The sequence below is a fragment of the Accumulibacter sp. genome (assembly GCF_023806565.1).
In the GTDB taxonomy this organism is placed as follows: Bacteria; Pseudomonadota; Gammaproteobacteria; order Burkholderiales; family Rhodocyclaceae; genus Accumulibacter.
Genome location: NZ_JAMTDV010000062.1, coordinates 89,298 through 111,250 on the forward strand (window position 1 = coordinate 89,298; position 21,953 = coordinate 111,250).

Annotated in this window: 23 protein-coding genes; 16 read left to right on the plus strand and 7 right to left on the minus strand. The window is 62.1% G+C overall.

Annotated elements, in window-relative coordinates; translation table 11 throughout:
- Positions 1-178: 178 nt before the first annotated feature.
- The 5 genes from NFV80_RS07205 (at position 179) to NFV80_RS07225 (ending at position 4,365) form a co-directional block, all read left to right on the plus strand.
- Positions 179-844 carry an AAA family ATPase gene (locus NFV80_RS07205; protein ID WP_295327900.1) on the plus strand — a complete coding sequence of 222 codons (666 nt, stop codon included), beginning with the start codon at positions 179-181 and terminating at the stop codon, positions 842-844.
- The gene (locus NFV80_RS07210) at positions 844-1,578 is read left to right on the plus strand and encodes a hypothetical protein (RefSeq protein WP_295327898.1); all 735 of its coding nucleotides are present in this window, start codon (positions 844-846) and stop codon (positions 1,576-1,578) included. Before NFV80_RS07205 ends, NFV80_RS07210 begins: the two co-directional genes overlap by 1 nt.
- Before the next feature lie 181 nt (positions 1,579-1,759).
- Positions 1,760-2,398 carry a DUF47 family protein gene (locus tag NFV80_RS07215; protein ID WP_295327896.1) on the plus strand — a complete coding sequence of 213 codons (639 nt, stop codon included), beginning with the start codon at positions 1,760-1,762 and terminating at the stop codon, positions 2,396-2,398.
- Positions 2,399-2,411: 13 nt separating this feature from the next.
- Positions 2,412-3,425: an inorganic phosphate transporter gene (locus NFV80_RS07220; protein ID WP_295327894.1), complete on the plus strand. Its 1,014-nt coding sequence runs from the start codon at positions 2,412-2,414 to the stop codon at positions 3,423-3,425.
- A gap of 304 nt (positions 3,426-3,729) precedes the next feature.
- Positions 3,730-4,365, plus strand: a complete 636-nt coding sequence (locus NFV80_RS07225) for a DUF47 family protein (RefSeq protein WP_295327892.1) — start codon at positions 3,730-3,732, stop codon at positions 4,363-4,365.
- 170 nt (positions 4,366-4,535) lie between these two features.
- Here the strand turns inward: NFV80_RS07225 and NFV80_RS07230 are convergent, their stop codons facing one another.
- On the minus strand, positions 4,536-5,771 hold the full coding sequence (locus NFV80_RS07230; protein ID WP_295327890.1) for a sodium:proton antiporter: 1,236 nt from the start codon (positions 5,769-5,771) through the stop codon (positions 4,536-4,538).
- Between the two features lie 253 nt (positions 5,772-6,024).
- Here NFV80_RS07230 and NFV80_RS07235 point away from each other — a divergent pair, with 253 nt between their 5' ends.
- The 3 genes from NFV80_RS07235 to NFV80_RS07245 all read left to right on the plus strand — a co-directional run bounded on the left by NFV80_RS07235 (position 6,025) and on the right by NFV80_RS07245 (position 8,989).
- Positions 6,025-6,705, plus strand: coding sequence for a TIGR00153 family protein (locus NFV80_RS07235; RefSeq protein WP_295327888.1), 681 nt, complete (start codon positions 6,025-6,027; stop codon positions 6,703-6,705).
- 212 nt (positions 6,706-6,917) lie between these two features.
- The gene (locus NFV80_RS07240) at positions 6,918-7,532 is read left to right on the plus strand and encodes a serine/threonine protein phosphatase (RefSeq protein ID WP_295327886.1); all 615 of its coding nucleotides are present in this window, start codon (positions 6,918-6,920) and stop codon (positions 7,530-7,532) included.
- 5 nt (positions 7,533-7,537) lie between these two features.
- Positions 7,538-8,989, plus strand: coding sequence for a metallophosphoesterase (locus tag NFV80_RS07245; protein ID WP_295328062.1), 1,452 nt, complete (start codon positions 7,538-7,540; stop codon positions 8,987-8,989).
- A gap of 57 nt (positions 8,990-9,046) precedes the next feature.
- Here NFV80_RS07245 and NFV80_RS07250 read toward each other — a convergent pair whose 3' ends face one another.
- A complete protein-coding gene (locus NFV80_RS07250; protein ID WP_296758263.1) occupies positions 9,047-9,304 on the minus strand; it encodes a hypothetical protein in 258 nt (85 codons plus the stop codon).
- Between the two features lie 186 nt (positions 9,305-9,490).
- Between NFV80_RS07250 and NFV80_RS07255 the strand changes: the two genes are divergently transcribed.
- Positions 9,491-9,775 (plus strand): hypothetical protein, encoded by a 285-nt coding sequence (locus NFV80_RS07255; RefSeq protein WP_295327884.1) that lies wholly within the window; start codon positions 9,491-9,493, stop codon positions 9,773-9,775.
- A 282-nt stretch (positions 9,776-10,057) separates the two neighbouring features.
- Positions 10,058-10,342, plus strand: a complete 285-nt coding sequence (locus NFV80_RS07260; RefSeq protein ID WP_295327881.1) for a hypothetical protein — start codon at positions 10,058-10,060, stop codon at positions 10,340-10,342.
- Between the two features lie 180 nt (positions 10,343-10,522).
- Here NFV80_RS07260 and NFV80_RS07265 read toward each other — a convergent pair whose 3' ends face one another.
- The 4 genes from NFV80_RS07265 to NFV80_RS07280 form a co-directional block, all read right to left on the minus strand.
- Complete coding sequence (locus NFV80_RS07265) at positions 10,523-10,786, minus strand: hypothetical protein (protein ID WP_295327879.1); 264 nt, start codon at positions 10,784-10,786, stop codon at positions 10,523-10,525.
- Positions 10,787-10,973: 187 nt separating this feature from the next.
- Positions 10,974-11,699 (minus strand): DNA polymerase III subunit epsilon, encoded by a 726-nt coding sequence (dnaQ, locus tag NFV80_RS07270; RefSeq protein WP_295327877.1) that lies wholly within the window; start codon positions 11,697-11,699, stop codon positions 10,974-10,976.
- Between the two features lie 23 nt (positions 11,700-11,722).
- Positions 11,723-12,184, minus strand: a complete 462-nt coding sequence (gene rnhA / locus NFV80_RS07275) for a ribonuclease HI (RefSeq protein WP_295327876.1) — start codon at positions 12,182-12,184, stop codon at positions 11,723-11,725.
- Positions 12,174-12,893 carry a class I SAM-dependent methyltransferase gene (locus NFV80_RS07280; protein WP_295327874.1) on the minus strand — a complete coding sequence of 240 codons (720 nt, stop codon included), beginning with the start codon at positions 12,891-12,893 and terminating at the stop codon, positions 12,174-12,176. The genes rnhA and NFV80_RS07280 overlap by 11 nt, the downstream gene beginning before the upstream one ends.
- A gap of 27 nt (positions 12,894-12,920) precedes the next feature.
- On the opposite strand from NFV80_RS07280, the gene gloB reads away from it, so the two are divergent.
- The 4 genes from gloB to NFV80_RS07300 all read left to right on the plus strand — a co-directional run bounded on the left by gloB (position 12,921) and on the right by NFV80_RS07300 (position 19,031).
- The gene (gloB, locus tag NFV80_RS07285) at positions 12,921-13,685 is read left to right on the plus strand and encodes a hydroxyacylglutathione hydrolase (RefSeq protein ID WP_295328061.1); all 765 of its coding nucleotides are present in this window, start codon (positions 12,921-12,923) and stop codon (positions 13,683-13,685) included.
- Positions 13,686-13,824: 139 nt separating this feature from the next.
- On the plus strand, positions 13,825-17,187 hold the full coding sequence (locus tag NFV80_RS07290; RefSeq protein WP_295327872.1) for a DUF748 domain-containing protein: 3,363 nt from the start codon (positions 13,825-13,827) through the stop codon (positions 17,185-17,187).
- 63 nt (positions 17,188-17,250) lie between these two features.
- Positions 17,251-18,582: a DNA recombination protein RmuC gene (gene rmuC / locus NFV80_RS07295; protein ID WP_295328059.1), complete on the plus strand. Its 1,332-nt coding sequence runs from the start codon at positions 17,251-17,253 to the stop codon at positions 18,580-18,582.
- Positions 18,579-19,031, plus strand: a complete 453-nt coding sequence (locus NFV80_RS07300) for a DUF3293 domain-containing protein (RefSeq protein WP_295327870.1) — start codon at positions 18,579-18,581, stop codon at positions 19,029-19,031. Before rmuC ends, NFV80_RS07300 begins: the two co-directional genes overlap by 4 nt.
- Before the next feature lie 22 nt (positions 19,032-19,053).
- Here the strand turns inward: NFV80_RS07300 and NFV80_RS07305 are convergent, their stop codons facing one another.
- Entirely contained in the window at positions 19,054-19,848 is a 795-nt protein-coding gene (locus NFV80_RS07305; protein WP_295327868.1) for an outer membrane protein assembly factor BamD, read from the minus strand.
- 1 nt (position 19,849) lies between these two features.
- On the opposite strand from NFV80_RS07305, the gene rluD reads away from it, so the two are divergent.
- Positions 19,850-20,986 (plus strand): 23S rRNA pseudouridine(1911/1915/1917) synthase RluD, encoded by a 1,137-nt coding sequence (rluD, locus tag NFV80_RS07310; RefSeq protein ID WP_295328057.1) that lies wholly within the window; start codon positions 19,850-19,852, stop codon positions 20,984-20,986.
- A gap of 18 nt (positions 20,987-21,004) precedes the next feature.
- On the plus strand, positions 21,005-21,775 hold the full coding sequence (gene pgeF, locus NFV80_RS07315; RefSeq protein WP_295327866.1) for a peptidoglycan editing factor PgeF: 771 nt from the start codon (positions 21,005-21,007) through the stop codon (positions 21,773-21,775).
- Positions 21,776-21,953 lie beyond the last annotated feature (178 nt).

Consider the following 21,953-nt stretch of genomic DNA (forward strand, 5'->3'; position numbering starts at 1 on the left):
GAGAAAAGCGGCAATCCCGACTTTTCCTTGACTTTGCGCAAACATTCGCCAAATCTTCAAAAATGGCCCGTTTTTTGGCCCGTTTGCAAGCCCCCCGTGGCTTGTCCGTCTCCCGCGCGATGGCATAATTGCCGTTTATGCGGATCTCGATCCACATGCTTGTTAAGAGGTACGTTTCATGACATTTCCATTGGGCCGAGTGGTCGCGGTGGTCTCGCAGAAGGGGGGGGCCGGAAAAACCACCGTTGCCATGCAGTTGGGCGGCGGATTCCACGCCATCGGCGCTTCCGTGCTGCTCGTCGATCTCGATCCGCAGGAAAGCGCGTTTCGCTGGGCGGAGTCCGCACCCTTGCTCGATTCCAGTCTGCAGCTCGACGTCCGCAAGATGTCCGGGCTCGAGCTGATCAAACGGGTCGGGGAACTGCAGGAGGAGGCTTCGTACATCATTCTCGACACGCCGCCGTCGATCTACCACCCGTCCACCCTGGCTGCACTCGCCGTCGCACATCTCGCGCTGGTCCCGGCGGTACCCAGTCCGACCGACCTGTGGTCGACGCTTGCCGTCGAGCGCCTGATTCTCAATCGCATGGAGCAAAGCCACCGCCTGCATGGCTGCATTCTCCCGAATCGCGTCCAGAACACCGCGCTCGCTACGGATGTGCTTGAACTGCTGCATGAATTCACCCTGCCTATCCTCGATGCCATGCTCTGCCAGCGCAACGCTTACGCGCAGAGTGCGGTTGTCGGAGCCTCGGTTTTTCAGCTCGGAGCGGGTGCCGAAGCCGCACAAAAAGAGGTCCGCAAGCTTGTCGCAGCCGTTCTTAAACAATTGGGAGATACCTGATGACGACACCCACCAGCACTGCCAACAACAAGACCGCCCTTCGGGCAAGCCTGAAAAAGGAAGACGAGTCGCTTGCCGAACGTCTGGCGGCAACGGACGTTCCCCTGGTGCCACCGGCGGAAGCCGAGAGTTCCGAAATCCCTGTGCCGGCAGCGGGCACCGTTGTGGCTCCGGCGCGCAAGACAGGCCTGGCAACTGCGACCGGTACCGCCAAACCGGCCAAAGCCGCAGTCGTGAAGTCGGCCGCCGCGGCGAAGGCAGCAGCGCCCGCGCCGGCTGCGAAGAGTGCCAAAAGGGCAGCGCCGGCGAAAGCGAGCCTACCTGCTGCTGCAGCAAAGTCGAAGTCGTCCGGCAAGGGCGCGACCATGGTCGCCAAGCCCGGCACCTCGGGAAAAGTGGCCAGGTCTCCGTCCCGGGTCGAGTCTGCGCCGGCGGTCGCGAAGACCGAGAGCGGGAAAAAGGCCGGCAAGCTGGAAGAGGCGGTGGGGAAGCTGGAAAAGTCGGCCCGCGAGAAGGGCGACAAGCTCGTCCGTCACTCGGTCGAGTTGCTGAAAAGCGAGTCGGCGGCCATCGAAGGCTTGCGCGCGGAGTTGGCGAAAGCGGCGGGTTGGGCCGCCAGCAAGTCGGACATCCTGCGTGCCGGCGTACGTCTTTTCGCCGAACAAAAGGTCGAACAGATGAAGGAATTGCTCGCCAGTTTGGCCGCTGCCTCGGGGGGCAAGAAGAAAGGCTGATCCGGCAATGGCCGCGGCGCTGAACGCACGTGTGGCCCCGGCCGAGGAATTGGAGGGTTTCCGATCGAAGGCTGCCCGTTGCCTGGGCAGAATTTTTTTGTGACCGAAATGGCGCCGAACAGCAAGCGGCGTAGTTCAACCGAGAGCCGCCCGCGAGGGTGGAAAACCAAGGGAGGTTAGTATGTTCAGTAGTCTGATGCCACAACGCAGGGAATTTTTCGAACTCCTCGCCGCTCACTCCGAACGGGTCGTGGCGGGAGCGAATGCCACCTTGCGCCTGATCAATGGCCTGGGGGGAGAGGGGGAAAACGTCTCGGCGCTGGTCGCCGAGGTGAATCTCAACGAGAAGGAGGCCGACAAGATCAAGACTCAGGTGATCGAGCGTCTGCACCAGTCGTTCACGACGCCGATCAACCGCGATCAGATCCACGCGCTGACGACCGATCTCGACAAGACGCTGAATGCCCTGCAGGACGTCGCCAACGCCCTCGACATGTACAGCATCAAGCAGTCGACGGTCGAAGCACGCGAAATGGCGTCCTTGGGTGCGGATGCCTGCATGCGTCTGAATCGCGCAGTTGCCGCACTGGGCAACAAGAGTCGGCGCGAGGAGACGCTCAGCCTGTGCAAGGAAATCGAGGAGATCGAGTCGCGGGCCGACACCATTCAGCACAAGGCGATCACCGAGCTATTCCAGGAAGGAGCCAATGTCTGGCAAACGATGAAGATGCGGGAGTTCTATTCGCTTCAGGAGGCCGTGCTTGACTGCTGTCAGGATGCGGCCAAGATGATCGAAGAGATCCTGATCGAAAACTCCTGAGAGGTAGCCCAATATGGAAGGCCTGACTTTGAGTATCTGGACGTTGGCGCTACTGATTGCGGTGGCGTTGGCGTTCGACTTCATGAACGGGTTTCATGACGGTGCCAACTCGATCTCGACGATTGTCGCGACCGGCGCGCTGACCCCCAAACAGGCGGTACTGTTCGCCGCCTTTTTCAACTTCGCGGCGCTGTGGATATTTCAGCTCAAGGTGGCGGCGACCATCGGCAAAGGCACCGTCGACCCGCATTTTGTCGATCACTACGTGATTTTCGGGGCGCTGGTCGGGGCCCTGGCCTGGAACATCATCACCTGGTACTACGGAATCCCCTCGTCGTCGTCGCACGCGCTGGTCGGCGGTCTGGTCGGGGCGACCGTGGCCAAGTCCGGATCGGGTGCGCCAATCATCTGGGAAGGGTTCGGGAAGATTCTCGCCTTCATCATCATTTCGCCGCTGGTCGGAGTGATCATCGGCGGTCTGTTGATGGTGCTGGTTGCATGGATCTTCCGTAACAAATCGCCCTATCAGGCGGGCAAATGGTTCAAGGGCGCGCAGTTGTTTGCGGCCGGCGCGTACAGCCTCGCGCACGGGGGCAACGACGCACAGAAGACGATCGGCATCATCTGGCTGTTGCTGATCACCGCCGGGGCGGCGACCAAGGACCAGGCGAGCCTGCCGATGTGGGTGGTGTACGGCTGTTACTTCGCCATCGCCTGGGGAACCTATCTCGGCGGCTGGCGAATCGTCAAGACGATGGGCACCAAGATCACCAAGCTCAACGCGATCAGCGGCTCCTGCGCTTCCATGGGCGGCGCGATCACTCTGGCGCTGGCGACGTTCGGCGGTATTCCGGTGTCAACGACGCATACCATCACCGGTGCGATCATCGGGGTCGGGGCTGCTACCGACGTCAAGGCGGTACGTTGGGCGATCACCGCCAACCTGCTTGTTGCCTGGGTGTTGACGATTCCGGCAGCAGGTCTGATCGCGGCAATCTTCTGGTACATCGGAACCAAGTTTCTGTAGGTGCCCGGTCGCTCTCTGCAACTCGGGCGGCCCCGCGGCGAGGGGGCCCGCTTCGCGGTCTCGAAGCGCTGGCGGCCATTCCTGCTGACGGTATCACTGCCGGCCCGTGGCGCGACTGGCGAGAACGGCGAAAGCGGCACGGCGCATCTTGTCGAAGCAGCCGCTTCCCGCCGGGAGCGTCCCTCGCGATGTTCTCGACGCAGTCGGCAGCACCCCCGCCGAGGATTGGTCCAGCTGAAAGTGAGCAACGTCCGGCATGACGCGTAGCAATCGTTAAGACAAATGATTACCAAGGGAGTTACTTATGTTACCCAAGCGGACCGAGTTTTTTGACCTCCTTGCGGCACATAGCGAGCGAGTCCAGGCAAGTGCCAATGCCATGCTGCGTCTGATCAGCAGCCTGGGAGCAAAAGAGGCGGACATGGCCGGCCTTATCAATGAAGTCAACATGAACGAAGGCAGTGCGGACAAGATCAAGAGCGACATGATCACGCTGCTGCACCGGTCCTTCGTGACGCCGCTCAACCGCGACCAGGTATACGCGATCACGCTGGATCTAGACCGCGTCGTCAATGCCGTGCAGGATGTCGCGCAGGCGGTCGGAATCTACCACATCAACGTGGCTACCCCCGAAACGCGGACGCTGGCCTCGATGGGGGTCGAGGCGTGCATGCGCCTGACGCGGGCGATCTGCGCCTTGAAGGAGAACGAGCGCAGCGACGAGGCGGTCAACCTGTGTCAGGAAATCGAGCGCATCGAAGAAAAATCCGACCTGGTCATGCAGCAGGCAATCCGTGGCCTGTTCGAGCACGAGGGGGATGACGCTGCCGCCCTCAATGCGCTACGGATGCGGCAGTTCTATTCCCTGCAGGAGGAAGTCCTCCGCAGCTGCAAGGAGACCGCGCAAATGCTTGAAGAGATTCTGATCGCGAATTTCTGATCGCTTGTCCGAGGCCGGAACATCGGCGGCTGGCCAGCACGCTGCCGCCGACCTTCGCGCCTCGGCATGCCGGAGTAGGCCGGCAACTGCGGTTGCCAGCGCGGGCGGCGGGAATCAGACGTCTGCGGCAGGACTGCGGCGAGCCTGTTTGCCGCCGGGCAGTTCGTAGCTCATTCGACCAGCAAGCCGAGACGGCGCGCCAGCCACTTGGTCGTCGTCGCCTGGATCAGGATGGTCATGATGATCGCAACGAAAGTGACGGCGGCGATGACTTCCGCCCCGGGCGCCTTGACCCCGAGCAACAGGCCGGCCAAAGCCGCCGGAATGACGCCAGTCTCACGTGTCCAGCACATGAACAGGAGCTCTTCGAGACTCCACTTGGCGCGGCGGTCGGGCAGCGCGCAGAGAAAGACCGCCGCCGGCCGGGCGACCAGCATGAATACCGTCACCACCAGCGCGGCACCGAAGAAATACTTCTCCATCAAGCGGAAATCGATCTGCGATCCCAGCAGCAGAAAGATCAGCATGCGCGCAATCAGCGCGGTGGTCATCACGAACTCGTCGAGGCGGCGACCCTCTTCGCTATCCATGGCAAAGCCGAAGGATTCCTTGTTTCCGAGCATCAGGCCGAAGACGAAGACTGCCATGAAGCCGCTCGCGTGCAGACCGTCGGCGCTGAGGAAGGCAGCCATCACCGCCATCAGCGTGACCAGGGGCGCGTATTCGGCGAGAAAGTCGAAGCGCCGGTGCCCGATGATGAAGGCGGCTGCATAGCCCAATACGGCACCCGCGAGCAAGCCGACGCCGGACTGGAAGAAGAAGTCGCCAACCGCCGTTGCCGCAGAAAACTCCCCGCTGCCGGTGGCTACCGCCAGCACGGCGAAGGTCGATACCGCACCGGTGGCGTCGTTGAGCGCCGACTCGCTGACCACCATTTGTGCCACCCGGTCACGCACGTGGACCTGTCGAAAGATCGGTACCAGCGTCGCCGGGTCGGTCGATGCGATCGCGGCCCCGAGCAGCATGGCGACGAGCAATGGCAAGCCAAGGAAATGGTACGCGGCAAAGCCGGTAATCGTCGCGGTGACCAGCACGCCGAGCGTTGCGATGACGACGATGGTGATCCACACTTCCTTCAGCACGCTGAAGCGCAACGATGCCCCGCCGTCGAAGAGCAGGTAACAGGCGCCGAAGATGAGAATGATCTGGTTGAGCGCGGAATCGGCCTGGATCGCCACCAGGCCGGAGACCTCGGGGCCCAGGAGGATGCCGACGATCAGGAACACCACGATGTCCGGAATCTTTATCCAGACGGCGGCGACGCGGGCAAGCATGCCGAATCCGAGCAGGACCATGAATACCTGGAGAATGCTCTTGGCAAGATCGATGCTGCTGGGCGAATCCACGGAAGGTCTCCATAAAGAAAGGGGAGGAGGTGGCGCGAAGTGTCTGCCGACCGGGCCGGGACGCAGTATAAGCGAAATCGGTGGATCCATTTTGGCTGGTCCCATCGGCCGCACTTGGGACTACAATTCGCCCGGGAAGCCAAGGAGGGTTCTGTCGTGCGTACCGGAGGTGCCGGTCGCTGCCTCGTTGCGGTGCCGATCACTCGCCGTTCGACTGTCCCGGCCTTTCCACTCGCCATGAAGGAGGATGCCGATGTTGTCCAGCAATCGGGTCGTGGCCTTGTTCGGAAGATCGCCGTTCAAGCCCCTGCAGCAGCATATGCGCATCGTGATCGAGTGTGTCGATGAGGTGCGACCTTTGTTCGAGGCCTTGATCGCCAGGGATACGGAGCAACTGGAAGAATGCAAGAACCGCATCTTCCTCAAGGAGCGCGAGGCCGACGCGATGCGCAACGAACTCTGCGACCGCCTGCCGAGAAGCATGCTGCGGGCCGTCGATCGGCAGGATTTCCTCGAAGTCCTGGCATTGCAGGATGCGATCGCCGACACGGCGCAGGATATCGCTGGCTTGCTGGTCGAGCGTCCGATGGAGGTGTACGGTGGCATGGGGGAGCCGCTGATGCGCCTGGTTTGCCGTTGCATCGAAACCTGCCACCACGCGCACCTGATCGTCCAGAAACTTGGCGACCCGCAGCAGACCGGCTTCCGGGGCCGCGAAGGCAGCCGGATGGACGAGATGGTCGTCGAATTGAGCAATATGGAAAGCGATACGGACGTGATGGGGATGGCGCTGGCCCGTGCCCTGTTCTCGGAGGAGGACAACTTCAAGCCGGTGTCGGTGATGATCTGGTACCAGTTGATCCAGTGGGTGGGCAATCTTGCCGATTACGCCGAAAAGGTCGGCGATCGCTTGCGCCTGCTCACTTCGCGCTGACCGCCAGGCGTGCGGGCGTCGGCCAATCCGATGTTTGCTGCCGGCCACGAATCGTTCCGGGAAATCGGCCGAGGGCTCGAACAGCAGAAGCGACCGGTTTTCCCCTTTTCGCTGCACCCACCTCACCGGATCGGACGCCACAGCGTGCACGAGGCGCTGCCGTGCCGCCGGCTCCTCCGCCGGCACTTGACTGAGCGCTGGCGCCTGCGACGATGACGAATCTGCCAACCCGGCCCATCGAACGGCTGCAGAACTTCCGAGGCATTGACTTTCCCGCCGACATTCGCTGCGGCCAGATTCTGGTCACCGGCCCTCCGGGCGCCGGCAAGACGACGCTGATCGGCCACCTCGGCGGCTGGTCCGAGGAAGGCTATCTCGATCTCGGCCGCAAGCATTGGTGGCGGTCCGAAATCCTCTGCGTTCGTCCGCGCGAGATTCATCTGGGCCTGCCTTTTCAGGGCCTGGCGAATGCCGTGTCGGTCTTCGACGCAGAATTTCTCGACCGCGATCCGCTGCCGCCGGTCGACTTCGATCGCATCGTCCTGCCGCCGCGCAAGCGCCACTTTTTTTCGGTCGACTGGTACCACCGCTACGTCTTCGAGTTCCTTCTGCCGCCGCCCGAGCTGGTCTTCGCACGCCGCACGCAACGGGCGATCCTGAGCACTCACCCGGTGGACGCCCAACTCAGTCTGGCCATCTGCCTGGCACAGCGCGACGTATTCCGTTGCGTTGCCGAGTTCCTGCACCGCAATGGGTTCAGCGTCCATCTGCGCGAAGGGACGGACGGCCAATTGCGACGTTTCCCGGAAATGCTGCCAGAACCGTGAGCAGAATGGCCGCCCGCCGCTCGTTCAGGCCATCGAGTCTGTGGGCACGGCTGCGGGCCGCGGTTGCCCGCCTGGGTTTCGGCTGGGGGCATGACCTCAAGCTGGGTGAAGCCTACCAGTTGGGGAGCGGCAAGGTGCGAGTGCCGCTCGATGGCCTGCCGATCGAGATCACCCTCGGGCGCAACGAGAAACGGCTGCACCTCTACCCGGAAACCCGAATCGACCCGCGCGGACACTTGCTTCGACTGACGAGTATCGTCATCGTCGATCCCAGCGCACATCGTCGTCGGATCAACGGCTTCCTTCGTCTGACCCCGAAGAGCTGGCTCGCTCTGGGTTCTGGCGAGGAGGTGCAGCAGGCGCTGTTCAATTACCCGCCGACCGTGGATGAGCAGCACTTGGTGGTGGTCTATGGCCGCGACGCACTGGTGTTTCGCAATCTCAGCGACGCCGGCAGCGCGATCGGCCCGCTGCCGCCCGAACCCGCGTGGGTCCGCGAGGGACTGTTCCGGCGCTTGCGCGCAATCTTTGGTGGCCCGATTCGCCTGCTGCAAAGAGACGAAGCGCTGCGGCTGATCGAAGCAGTCAACGCGCTGCTGCGTCAGGAGAGCTATCGCGCGCTGGACGAGCGGGGACTGCCGGGCGGGTTGCTCGACCTGCCACCGGCGATCACCCCGGTTCTCGTCGCCGACATGCACGCCCAGGTCGACAATCTGCTGACCGTGTTGAGCCAGAATGCCTTTCTGGCCGCGCTGGAGGAAAGGCAGGCGGCGCTCGTCATCCTCGGTGACGCGGTGCATTGTGAGCTGGATGGGCAACTCAGGGAAATGGAAGGCTCGATGCTGATGATGGATCTGATCTTTCGTCTGAAGCTGCGTTTTCCCGAGCAGGTGTTCTATCTGCGAGGCAACCACGATTCCTTTTCCGAGGAAATGTCCAAGGATGGCGTTCCGCAGGGGCTGCTGTGGGCCAGGGAACTCAGCGAGCGGCGGGGCGCCGCCTATCTGAAAGCGATGGAAGAGTTCTACGGTTTGTTGCCCTACGTCGTCGCTTCCCGGGATTTCGTGGCCTGCCACGCGGCGCCGCCGACGAGCAAGGTCAGCCGCGAGATGCTGGTGCAAATCCATCGCCACCCGCGACTGATCCTCGAACTGACCAACAACCGCCTGCAACGGCCGAACCGTCCGCTGGGTTACCGCCGGCGGGACGTCAAGCGCTTCCGCCGCTGCCTGGGGCTTGATCCGGACACGCCTCTGATCGTTGGGCACACGCCGATCGATCGCGAGCAGACGCTCTGGTTGAATGTCGATGGAATTGCCAATCATCATGTCCTGTTCAGCGCCAGTCCTGATCAGGTCGGCGTATTCACGCGCGTCGGCGACGCCATGGTTCCCTTGCGTTACCCGGTCGATGCCATGACGTCGGTGATCAATGCCCTGCGGGTAGACGCGAACTGATCTTCTTCCGGATTCCACCGTTCGACTTTCAGCAAGCCATCGATCTTTCCGAGGAAGCTAGTGATCGGGTAGATCGTTTGAAGGGATTCGCCGGGGAGTCCTGCCGTCCTTGCCCTGACCGGGAGGAGGCGCGAATCGTCGGCCGGGAAACCGGCGCTGGTGCGGAAGCCGCCGACGTGCGATACCCAGCCAGCCGACGACCGTCGAACCGAACAACCAGGCGGCGGCCGGCACGGGTAAGGCGGTGGCGGTCTGAATGTAGAACTGGTTGGTACCGGTCAGCGTGCGGAAGCTGACCTGCGTGTTGCCCGGCATGTTCAGGGCGTAGACGCCGTTGCTGTCAGGGCGAAAGTGGTCTTTGCCGAACGTGCCGCGGCTATTCCCGTCACTCCTTCGCGTGGGTTGGTGCAGTTTGGTTGACGCCGCTTGTCAACCGAACTCGGAGGCGAGCGTTGTTCGCTCCATGGAAGAGACGCAACAATACTTCGACAGGAGAAGAGAATGGGTAGTCTAAGCACCGAATCGTTCGACCAGTTCATCGATTCCCTAAAGCAGGCCGGTGTCGAGATCAGTAACGAGAGCGAGTTGCGCGAGCGACTGGCGGAAGCGCAGCGTTGGCGTTTTGCTTTCGCCACCTTGGCGGCCAATGGTCGGCCGTTGGGGATTCGTTTTCAGGATGGCGGCAGCGGACTCAACGAGGCAGGAATCCACGAGACCTTTGCTCGCTTCCAGTTTCCTGAAGTTCTCCAGAACACCTTTGCGGCCAGCCTTCGGACTGGACATTGATCACTCGCTGGTCTTCGCCCGGCGAAACGCGGCGGCCGTCGGTTCCACCGATCCTTGGCTGACCCCCGGGTGTTGGAGAAACAAAAGGCCCCCGTGTTGATGGGCCTTTTCCGTTTGCTGCATCCCGTCAAGACTCGCCAAAAGGCTTTGGCCGAAATTTCCCTTCCGTTCGACAGGCGCGATCAATCGAAGCGGCACCTGTTCCATCCTGTCAACCGCTGTCCGTCCCTAGCGTTATCGACATGGTGGAGACACACGACAACACTGATAATGGAGAGCGAAATGAGTCGTCTAGGTGCCGAGTGTTTTAACCAGTTCCTGGATTCTCTGAAGCAAGCAGGTATAGTGATAAGCAACGAAACTGAGTTGCGTGAGCGCTTGGCGGAGGCGCAGCGCTGGCGATTTGCCTTCGCCACCCTCGCTCGCTGCGGGCGCTCGCTGGGCATCCGCTTCGAGGAGTCCGGTGTGCGCGTCAGCAAAGCGGCCATTCACCGCGCTTTCTCCCGTTTCGATCTGCCGGAAAGTCTGGAGATTTCGTTCGCCGCGGGTCTTCTGGCGCAGCACTGATGTGCGACTTGCCGTAGCAAGGTCGCGTGTTCCCGCTGCGAGCGTACGAGGGGAGGCGGACGGACAGGTTTCCCTTCAGGCACGACGGCGACCGCGTGCAGTGGCCAGTTGATGAGCGGTTTCCCGCTGCTTCTGGCGATGGCAAAGGGTCGCGCCTGAGGGCCGCGTTCACGGTAGTGTTCACGGTTGTTGAAGGATGGTGGCCGTGTGAGTCATAATGTCGCCATGAATGACTCGCCGCCCCAGGATCCGCGTCGCCGGCTCCGCGAACTCCTCGCCATTCCCGAGCGCGATCGTACCGACGAGCAATGGGATGAACTCATCGAGATCGAGATCACGCTCGCCCCGGGAAACCGCGAGTCGGATCGTCCTGCGGATCGCCAACCCGAGCGTCAGGCCGAAAAGCGGCAGGGCGTCGCCCCAGGTGGTCGTCGCCCCGAGCAACGCAAGTCCGGACCCAGGCCCAATCTACCGCGTTCCGATCCGCGATCGCCAGTGCCCCGCATGGAATCTGCAGCGGACGTGACGCCCGAGACGCGCTCGCCCAAGCGACACGTGCGGCGGCCGCGACGCCCGACTGAGCCCCCGGGCGAGGGCTGAGACCGGCCCTTCTCCGCACTCCGCTATCGCATCAGCTGCCGCTCCTGGCGCGTAACCACATACAGTTGCCTTTGCTCGCCTGGTCGATGGCGGTGAGTACTGCTTCATGTTCGGCCAGTTCCTCTGCGCTGGCGCGTGTGACCTGCAGTGTCCGGCGGGAATGTTCTTCGCCGGGCGCCGCTCGTGCGGCAGCTTCGAGGCGAACTCCTGTATCGTCGTCAAGATCGATGACCAGGCTTTCCTGGCCACGAGTCATTGCCAGGTAGACCTCGGCAAGTATCTCCGCATCGAGCAGGGCGCCATGCAGCGTGCGATGCGAGTTGTCGATTCCGTAGCGATCACATAGCGCGTTGAGGTTGTTTTTCTTGCCTGGGTGCAGCTCCTTGGCCATGCGTAGCGTGTCGCACACGGAGTGACAGACGGTATCGATTGGCGCCATTTCAAGCATCGCCAGTTCGGCGTTGAGGAAACCGACGTCGAACGCTGCGTTGTGGATGACCAGTTCGGCACCGCGCACAAAATCCAGAAACTCTGGCGCAATGTCGGCGAAGCGGGGCTTGTCGAGCAGAAACTCGCGGCTGATTCCATGTACCGACAGGGCACCCGCGTCGATTTCCCTATCCGGATTGAGGTAGCGGTGGAAATGGCGGTTGGTCAGCCGCCGGTTGCGCATCTCGACGCCGGCGATTTCGATGATGCGATGCCCAAGCTTGTGCTCCAGGCCGGTAGTCTCGGTATCGAGAAAGATCTGGCGCATGTGCGGCTTCCTATGTCCGTCGCCTAGCGGGGAGCGGGCACTTGACGCAGTTCGTCCATGGCTCGATTGGCCAGCGCGTCGGCGCGCTCATTGCCGGGCTGCCCGGCATGGCCTCTGACCCAGCACCACCTGATCCGGTGCTGGCCGGCGAGCTCGTCCAGCCGTTGCCAGAGATCGGCGTTCTTCACCGGCTGCTTGTCGGCGGTGCGCCAGCCATTTCGCTTCCAGTTGTGGATCCACTCGCTGATGCCTTTCTGCACATACTGGGAATCGGTGTGCAGTTCGATTGTCGCCGGTCTCTTGAGCGCTTCCAGGGCACGGATCGCGGCGGTCAATTCCATGCGGTTGTTGGTGGTCGATGCTTCCCCACCCCACAGTTCCTTCACGCGGTCGCCTGCCTGCAGCAGCACCCCCCAGCCCCCCGGTCCGGGATTGCCGCGACAGCCGCCGTCGGCGTAGATGATGACGGCTGATTCAGCGCTCACGTCGTTCTTTCTTGCTGATTGCCGACAATGCCTTGCGTGGAGCCCCCTGCTGTTTCCATCGTGGGACGATCAGGCGCATGCCGTGAACGCGCTTGATCGCCCGCAAGAGGTAGACCCCGCCGGCAAAGCTCCACCAGCGACTGCCAACAGCTTCCAGAAAGTGCCAGTGCTTCAGCCAGCGTTCATGCATGCATGGCGGCGAGTAACAACCGAGACTGGCGCACTCGACCTCGAAACCGAGCAATTGCAGCCAGTCCTTGAGACGTGGCACTGACAGGTATTGCCCCTCCCAAGGGAAATCGCCGGGGCAGTTGGGCAGGCGGCGGCGCAGGCCCCAGAGCGAGATCGGATTGAACCCGGTAAGCAGCAGCTCGCCCTCGGGAATCAGCACACGCTCGACCTCGCGCAGGATCTGGTGTGGGTCCCGGTGGAATTCGAGGACGTGCGGCATGACAATCAGATCGATGCTATGGGCGGCGAATGGCAACTGCCGCAAATCGCAGAGAACGTCAACCCTGCCCGAGTCGGCAGCGACCTGGCGCAAGGGAATGCGATTCTGCGCAAGCAGATCGCGTTGCGGCATGCCCAACTGGATCGCGTTGTAGCCGAAAACGTCGACGACCACGGCGTCGATCGCGGCCTGTTCCCACGCCATGACGTAATTCCCCTGTGGGGATTGCAGCCACGCGTCGAGGCCGAGGATTGACATTTTCTGCAGTTCTTTCAAAATTCGATGATGTTTGACGTCATTCAGATACCTGCGTTCCAGGACAACTACATTTGGCTGTTGCGCAAGGGGGCCGCAGCTGTCGTGGTCGATCCCGGCGACGCTCGCCCCGTGCTCGCAGTGCTGGAGCGCGAGGGACTGTCTCTGCGCAGCATTCTCATCACGCATCACCACGGCGATCACCAGGGTGGTGTCGCGGACCTGCTGGAGCACCATCCTGCTGCCGAAGTTTTCGGCCCGGCAGCGGAGTCGATTGCCGGTATCAGCAAACCCTTGCGTGGCGGCGATACGGTGCAGCTTGATTCACTGGGTGTCGATTTGCGGGTGCTTGCAGTGCCGGGGCATACCCTCGGACACCTTGCGTATTATGGCGCAGCTTGTCTGTTTTGTGGCGACACCTTGTTCGCCGGCGGCTGCGGTCGTCTGTTTGAGGGAACTGCCGCTCAGATGGCCGATTCGCTGTCTCGCCTGGCGGCATTGCCGGACGACACGGCGGTGTACTGCGCCCACGAATACACGCAGGCGAATCTGCGGTTCGCCTTGGCGGTCGAACCCGGGAATCTTCGGCTGCAAGGTAGAGCGGTGGAGGTCGCGGAGGCGCGCGCCAAGGGCCAACCGACGGTACCATCAACGATCGGGCTGGAAAAGGCGACCAATCCCTTCCTGCGTTGTAGCGAACCGGAAGTGGTGGCTTCCGTCCGACGCAGGACACCTGCTGCTGGCGACCAGTTGACGATTTTTGCCGCCCTGCGCGAGTGGAAGAACGGCTTCTGACGCAGCGGCTTCTGACGCAGCAACTTTCCGCGCGTACGTGGTCATTGGTTTTCCCGGCCGCCCGTGGGCTCGCCGTGACGCGGATGCGGGGGCCGTCTCTTCATGCTAAATTGGCAATTTCCCCTGCTCGCCAGCCGCCATGAATGACCAAGCCGCTCCGCTCGGGGCAGCCGCCTCCCGCTTCGTCGCAAAATATGGGTGGTGGCTGCTGCTCGCCATACTGGGCATCGGCCTGCTCGGTTTTGTCGTTCTGCCACCAATACTGAAGTCAATCCTGGTGGATGAGCTCGCCGCCACGTTGCATCGTCCGGTGAGCATCGCCAGCATCCGCATCAACCCCTACGCCCTGTCCGTGCAGATCGATGGATTTGCCATCGAGGAAAAGGGAGGGGGCGACAAGGTGGCGGGCTTCGACCGGCTGTACGTCAACTTGGAATCCAGTTCGCTGTTTCGCGGCGGGCCGGTGATCAGCGAGCTGCAGTTGGCCGGTCCAAGGCTGAAACTGGTGCGTCTGGCCGACGGACGTTTGAACTTTTCCGATCTGATCGACGAGTTCTTGGCCCGACCCGAGTCGAACGAGCAGACGCCCTCCTTCGCGGTCAGCAATATCCAGATTACTGGCGGCCAGCTCGAGTACGACGACCGGATGCTTGATGAAAGACATCTCGTCAGCGAGTTGAGCATTGCATTGCCATTCCTTTCGAGCCTGCCCAGTTCGACCGAAATCTTCGTCGAACCGGCTTTTTCCGCGTTGATCGATGGCTCATTGCTGGTCGCTCAGGGCAAGAGCAAGCCTTTCGCAAAGTCCAGGGAAAGCGAGCTGGCTCTGAATTTTCGCGATGTGCACCTTGGCCGGTATCTCGCGTATTCGCCGATTCGCCTGCCGATCGAGGTCGCTTCCGGCGCGCTTGACAGTGAGTTGAAGCTGGGCTTTCGCCGTGCGGACGATGATCGCTCTACGCTCAGTGTGTCTGGAAGTTTCGCCATCAAGGATCTGCTGGTCAAGGATAGCGAAGGTGGTCCGTTGTTGGCCCTGAGGCGCCTGGAGGTGGAGCTTGGTGAGGTGGATCCCGCCAACGGGAATTTCGCAATTGAACGGGTTGCCGTCGATGGCCCCGAAATCCACGCGCGGGTCAGCCGGCAAGGGACGATCAACTGGATCGATTTCTTCAACAAGCAACTCGGGTCTCGCGGAGCGCCAGAGGCGGATGCCAGAACGGCCAGGCAGCCCTCGTCGCCAAGCTGGTCGCTCGGAGAAGCGAGAATAACCGGTGGTGTGCTGCGTTGGTTCGACGAATCGCATGGTGCGCCGTTCGAGGCTAGCGTCGAGGGACTCGAGGCGAGCTTGAAGGGACTCGACAGCAGCGGTGACGGGTCAGCCGAATTCGCTGCGGCGTGGCGGCTGCAGGCTGGACAGTGGATCAAAGGGGACGCGTTTTCGATCAGGGGAGGCCATCTCCGCCTCGCCAAGCGCGAGATCGCGATCGACGAGGTTGCCGTGCGCGGTACCCGGCTGCTGCTGCGACGAGCTGCCGATGGCAGGATCGAGTTCGTTCCGCCGCCTTCCCTGCGCGCCGTCCAAGCCGCGCGCAAGGATTCGGGAGCACCATGGAAATTGAACGTCGCCAAGTACCACGGGGAGGACTTGGGGCTGCGTTTCGAGGATGGCGCTGTTTCGCCGGCAGTGGTGAACACCATCGAGGCAATGAACGTCGACGCCGAGAACCTGTCGACGGAGCCGGGCAGGAAAGCGAAGGTGGCGGCACGGTTTCGCATCAACCGCCGGGGCGAGATCGAGGTGGGTGGCAGTTTTCAGCCTTTCCCACTCGAGGCGGACCTCAAGGTAGGCGTCACGGCGTTTGAACTCTTGCCGGTACAGCCTTACTTTACGGAGCGCTTGAACGTCGAGGTCAGCCGTGGTCAGGTGACACTCAACGGTGACCTGGAATTGCGTCAGTCGGGGCCTGGTTCGCCAGACAGTGCCCGGCTGTCCGGCGGTTTTGCCGGACAGGTGACGGTGGGCGATTTCTATGCGGTCGACAAGATCAACTCGGCAGACTTCCTGAAGTGGAAATCCTTGTATGTCGGAAAGGTCGAGGCCCGTCTGAATCCCGATTCGCTCTCGATCGGCGAGGTGGCACTGGCCGATTTCTTCGCGCGCGTGATCGTCAGTCGTGAGGGGAAGCTGAACCTGCTGCAGATCGTTCGTCAGAACGACGCGGCGACGCCGAAAGCGCAAGTGCAGCCGGTGGTGGCGGGCGGCGATACGGCCGTGGCGGCGGTGGCGACGGGCACGCCGAGGCCGCCGATAAGGATCGGCAGGATCACCTTGCAGGGTGGCGACATCCGGTTCAGCGACAACTTCGTAAAGCCGAATTACTCGGCGAATCTGAAGAAGATCGGCGGCACGATCAGTGGTCTGTCGTCCGCAGCGGAAAGCGTGGCGACTCTCGACCTGCGTGGAAGCTACGACAATCTTGCGCCTCTCAGCATTTCCGGGCAAGTGAACCCGCTTTCACCCAGGCCCTATCTCGACGTGCAGGCGGAGATCAAGGGCGTGGAGTTAACTTCGCTTTCACCGTATTCGGGGAAGTATGCGGGTTATGCGATCGAAAAGGGCAAGCTGTCGCTGTTCGTCAAGTACAAGATCGAGAATAACCGGATGACCGCCGAGAATCGCGTGTTCCTCGATCAACTGACTTTCGGCAACGCGGTCGACAGTCCGGACGCGACCAAGCTGCCGGTGATGCTGGCGGTTGCTCTGCTGAAGAACCGGAATGGTGAGATTGACATCAATCTACCGATTGCCGGTTCCCTCGATGACCCGGAATTCAGCGTCGGCGGACTGGTGGTCAAGGTGATCATGAACCTGCTGGTGAAGGCGGTGACTTCACCTTTCGCGCTGCTGGGATCGATATTTGGTGGCGGCGAGGAGCTTTCAAACCTGGAATTCGACCCTGGCCAGGCGACGATTACTCCGCAGGCGCAGCAGCGCATCGAGAATCTCGCCAAGGCACTGAACGATCGGCCTGCACTGAAACTGGACATCGAAGGACGAGCGGACTCCGACGGCGATACGGAAGGGCTCAAGCGGGCGCGTCTGGATCAGAAAGTGCGGGATCTGAAGCGTGAGGACCTCGCCAGAAAGGGGGGACGGAATGGAGCGACGGACGTCGTCGAAGTCAGTTCAGGGGAATACCCGGCACTCCTGGAACGGGTCTACCGGGCGGAAAAATTTCCCAAGCCACGCAATCTGATTGGGATGGTGAAAGGGCTTCCGGTCGACGAAATGGAGAAACTGATCCTGGCCAACTCGATTGTCGAGGAAGAGGATCTGCGCGAACTTGCGGATCGGCGGGCAAAGGCAGTGCTGGATGGGCTGGTCGCGCGTCAGGTCGATGGCGAACGCCTGTTTCTGCTGCCGGTGAAGCTCGGCGCGGCGAGCGGTCGGTCGGACGGATCGCTACCCAAGGAAAACCGGGTGGCACTTTCGCTCAAGTAGTGCCGCTCGTTGCCCGCTGCGTTGGCAATCGGCTTCCCGGAAGAACAAGCGATGGGTGAGGGCATGTATTACACCTTGGCGCTGATCGGCTTCGTACTGATCGGGTTGCAGATCGTTGTGCTGCTGCGAGGGGGGCCTGCGAGAGCGCTGCTGGACGTGCGTTTGCACGAAGTGCAGGCAGGGATCGACCGTCTGGAGCGCGAACTGCGGCAGGAACTGGCCGAGGGAAGGCGTGAGGCCGCAGCTGCAGCGCGTGGCGATCGCGAGGAGCAGGCAGTCTCGCTGAGCCGCCTGGCGCAGGCACTGGCCACGCAACTGGCGCAACTCGGCAAACTGCAGACGCAGCAACTCGAGTCCTTCGCGCAGCAGTTGTCACGGTTGACCAGCAGCAACGAGCAACGCTTCGAGAGTTTGCGTCTGGCGCTCGAAGCGCGCCTTGCCACGATGCAGAACGACAATTCCATCAAATTGGAAGAGATGCGCCGGACGGTCGATGAAAAGCTGCATGCGACACTCGAGCAGCGGCTTGGCGATTCCTTCAAACTGGTCAGCGAGCGCCTGGAGCAGGTGCACCGGGGGCTTGGCGAGATGCAGACGCTGGCGACAGGGGTCGGCGATCTCAAGCGCGTGCTGACCAATGTGAAGACTCGCGGTACCTGGGGTGAGGTGCAACTGGACGCGCTGCTCGAACAATTGCTGACTGCCGAGCAATATGCAAGAAATGTCGCGACGAGGCCGCACAGTCTGGATCGCGTCGAATTTGCCATTCGCTTGCCGGGGACCGAAAAGGCGGACGAACAGCGACCCGTCTGGCTGCCGATCGACGCGAAATTTCCGCTCGAGGACTATCAGCGCTTGCTCGACGCGCAGGAGAGAGCCGATCCCGCAGCGCTCGAACTGGCGTTCAAGGCGCTGGAAGGCCGGTTGCGCGACGAAGCCAGAAAGATCCGCGACAAATACGTCGAACCGCCTTATACGACGGATTTCGCGATGCTCTATCTGCCGACCGAAGGTTTGTACGCGGAAGCATTGCGGCGACCGGGGCTGGTCGACGGCTTGCAACGGGATTTCCGGATCTGTGTCGCCGGGCCGACGACGCTGGCAGCGCTGCTCAACAGTCTGCAAATGGGTTTCCGGACCTTGGCCATCGAGCGCCGATCGTCGGAAGTGTGGGCCGTTCTTGGCGCTGTCAAGACGGAGTTCGGAAAGTTCGGCGAAGTGCTCGAACTGACCCGGCGCAAGCTCGAGCAGGCGAGCCGCAGCATCGAGTCGGCCGGCGTTCGGACACGCCAGATCGAGCGCAAACTGAGAGGCGTCGAAGCGCTACCGGTGCTCGAAGCGCAATTGCGGCTCGGTGATCTTGAAGAGCTCGATTCGCCTGCCGACGAGCCATGAGGCGGGCTGCGCTGGAAGCCTCGTTTCGCGCGACGACGTACCGTGTCACGGTTCCCGAAGGGTTTTTCTGCCTGCGGATCGGGGTCGCGCATCCGGCCTTTGACAGCTTCCTTCTTCACCGGGCGCCGCCCACGCTGCCGCTCGGCGAGCAGCAGCGCGAATATACCGCTGGTGTCTGCTGGGGCATAGTCACCGCGTACAATCCGGGATTGCTGCGCTCCGAAGACGACAACCGGCTCGCGCAGGCGCGACTGTACGAGCGGATCGCGGCCTCGGGCTGGCCATTTCTTGCCGCCTGCAACCTTGCCGATGGCGGGTCCTGGCCGGAGGAACCGAGTTATCTGCTGCTCGCCGACACCGCAGAAGTAGCGAGCTTGGGACGCGAATTCGGCCAAGTCGCCGTGGTCTGTGGGCGAACGAGGGAAGCGCCGCAATTGATCTGGTTGTGACCGGTGCTACGGTTGCGTTGCCTTACCAGAGTTTCCACCACGGTTGCTGCCGTTCGAGGCCGCGCACGTAGTACTCGCTGTCGGGGAAGTTCTTGCGCATGACGCGTTCGGCGTCGTCACGCAGATCGATCAGGCCAAGCGCATCGTAGGCCTTGACCATGATGAACAGCGCTTCCTCGATAGCGGGTGCGTCGGGGTAGTTCAACACTGCGTACTGGGCACGGTTGGCTGCCGCAAGATAGGCACCTCGTTTCATGTAGTAACGGGCGACGTGCAATTCCAGCGTGGCCAGCGCATTGACCAGATACTTCATGCGCAGAATTGCGTCCGGAGTGTACTTGCTGTCGGGGAAACGCGTGACCAGCTCGCGGAAGGAATCGAAAGATTCGCGCGCGCCTTTCGGGTCGCGTTCGGTCATGTCCTGGTTGCTGATGCTCCCCAGGAGGCCCTGGTCCTCGTTGAAGTTGATCAGCCCGCGCAGGTAATAGACGTAGTCTACGTTGGGATGATTCGGATGGAGTTTGATGAAGCGGTCACAGGCAGCAAGGGCCGAAGCAGTGTCCATGTCCTTCCAGTAGGCGTAGGCGATGTCGATCTGCGCCTGCTGCGCGTAGCGGCCGTAGGGGTAGCGCGATTCAAGCTTCTCGAAGTACTTGATGGCTTTGCTGTACGAGCCGCCGTTGAGTGCGTCCTTCGCTTCCGTGTACAGCTTGTTCGCCGACCAGCCTATGGTTTCGTCCTTTTCTTCCGGGAAGAGCCCGCAGCCGGAGATCAGGGTTGCGAGGAAAAGCGTTGCGATTACCGCTAAACTACGCATGATGGAAAGCCCAAAGAGAAGGAAGGCGGCGGCCGACGCGCCAAGGCGGGAGATCGGGCGGCCCGATTATAGCGCAAACCCAAGAATTGCCCTGAGCGTGCCCGGCGACTGCAGCGGTCAGCGAGTGGACCAGGTCCTTGCCCGACTGCTTGCCCAGCATTCGCGAAGCCGCCTGCAGGGCTGGATACGCGAAGGAAGGGTGGCGGTCGGCGGGACGCCGATTGTCGAGCCGAGACACAAGCTGTGGGGAGGCGAGACCATCGAAGTCGCCGAAGCCCGCGACGAACGCGCCGAGCCTTCGGCAGCGGAAAACATTCCATTGCAGGTGGTCTACGAGGACGACAGCCTGCTGGTCATCGACAAGCCTGCCGGCCTAGTGGTTCATCCGGGTAATGGCAACTGGTGCGGCACCTTGCTGAATGCCCTGCTGCACCATGTCGCACAAATCGAGAAGGTGCCGCGGGCGGGGATTGTCCATCGCCTTGACAAGGATACCAGCGGCCTGATGGTCGTGGCCAAGACTCTTGCAGCGCAGACCGATCTCGTGCGACAACTGCAGGCGCGCACCGTCAAGCGGCATTATCAGGCGCTCGCGCGCGGTAATCTGGAAGGAGGCGGAACGATTGACGCGCCGGTAGGTCGGCATCCGACGCTGCGCACCCGGATGGCGGTGGTCGCCAACGGTCGGCCGGCACGGACGCATTACCGAGGGCTGGAGTCCTTCATTGGTTGTACTTTGATCGAATGCGCGCTGGAAACCGGGCGGACGCATCAGATACGCGTACACCTGACCGCGCTTGGTCATCCTCTGGTGGGCGATCCGGTCTATGGGCGCGCTCTCGGCGGCGTGCCGCAAGGCCCCTGCTTTCCTCGCCAGGCCCTGCACGCCTGCCGCCTGTCGCTGACGCACCCGGACACGGGCAGGGCCATGTCCTGGAAATCGGCGCTGCCCGATGACATGGCGTTGCTGATCGAGACGCTGCGGCAGGAGACACGGTTGCTGGCAGCAGGAGTGAACGCTTGTGAAGGCCTCTGCGATGAGGCCAGCGATGTACGGAATGCAGCGCGCGACATCAACCCTGGGTCCAAAGGCATATGCGGCGACGATTGCTGCGACGAGTTGCCGGACGAGCAATAGCCGACGAAGTCATGCGACATGTCCAGTGATGCGCTGCTCGACGAGGACTGGATCGTTCCCGAGTGGCCGGCACCCGCTCGCGTGCGGAGCTTGATCACGACGCGTCGGGGCGGGGTGAGCGTCGCTCCCTATGCAAGTTTCAACCTTGGTGCTCATGTTGGTGACGATCCGTTGGCGGTGGCGGCCAATCGCCGACAACTCTCGCGCCAGTTGCCGTCGTCGCCGTACTGGCTGAATCAGGTGCACGGCACCGCGGTAGTTGACGCCGGGGCTTCCCAGTTGCGGCTTCCGACCGCCGATGGTGCGCTTGCCCGGACGGGCGCAACCGTCTGCGCGGTGATGACCGCAGATTGTCTGCCAGTGCTGCTCTGCGATGAAACGGCGTCGGTCGTCGCGGTCGCCCACGCCGGTTGGCGCGGCCTGCATGCCGGCATTCTGGAAAACACGGTGGCAGCGATGCGCGTACCAGGCAGTCGGCTACTCGCCTACCTCGGGCCTGCGATCGGCCCGCGGGCCTTTGAGGTTGGCGACGAGGTCCGCGCCGCCTTCGTCGAAGTGCACGCCGAGGCGGCGGTGGCGTTCACCGCCATCGCCAGGAAGGTCGATGGTTCGGGCGGATGGCTGGCCGACATTTTCCTGCTGGCGCGCCAACGTCTGGCGCGTCTCGGGGTCGAGGCCGTCTTCGGTGGCAGACACTGCACGGTAGGTCAGGCGAGCCGCTTCTTTTCGTTTCGGCGTGATGGAGTGACCGGACGCATGGCTTCCCTGATCTGGCTGTCGGCGGCGTAGTCGGTGCGCAAGTTAGTCGTCCGCGGTACCGCTCTTGCCGAGTGGAGCTTTTCGAACACTTTGCATTGACAGCTCACATGCTGCAATGCAGAATAAAAGGTCGCTGTGTCGGTGACTTTCAAGCGCTGCAAGCGTCGTCCTGATCGCGGTGGGGGAGTTCGGCCCGGGCGCGCCGGTG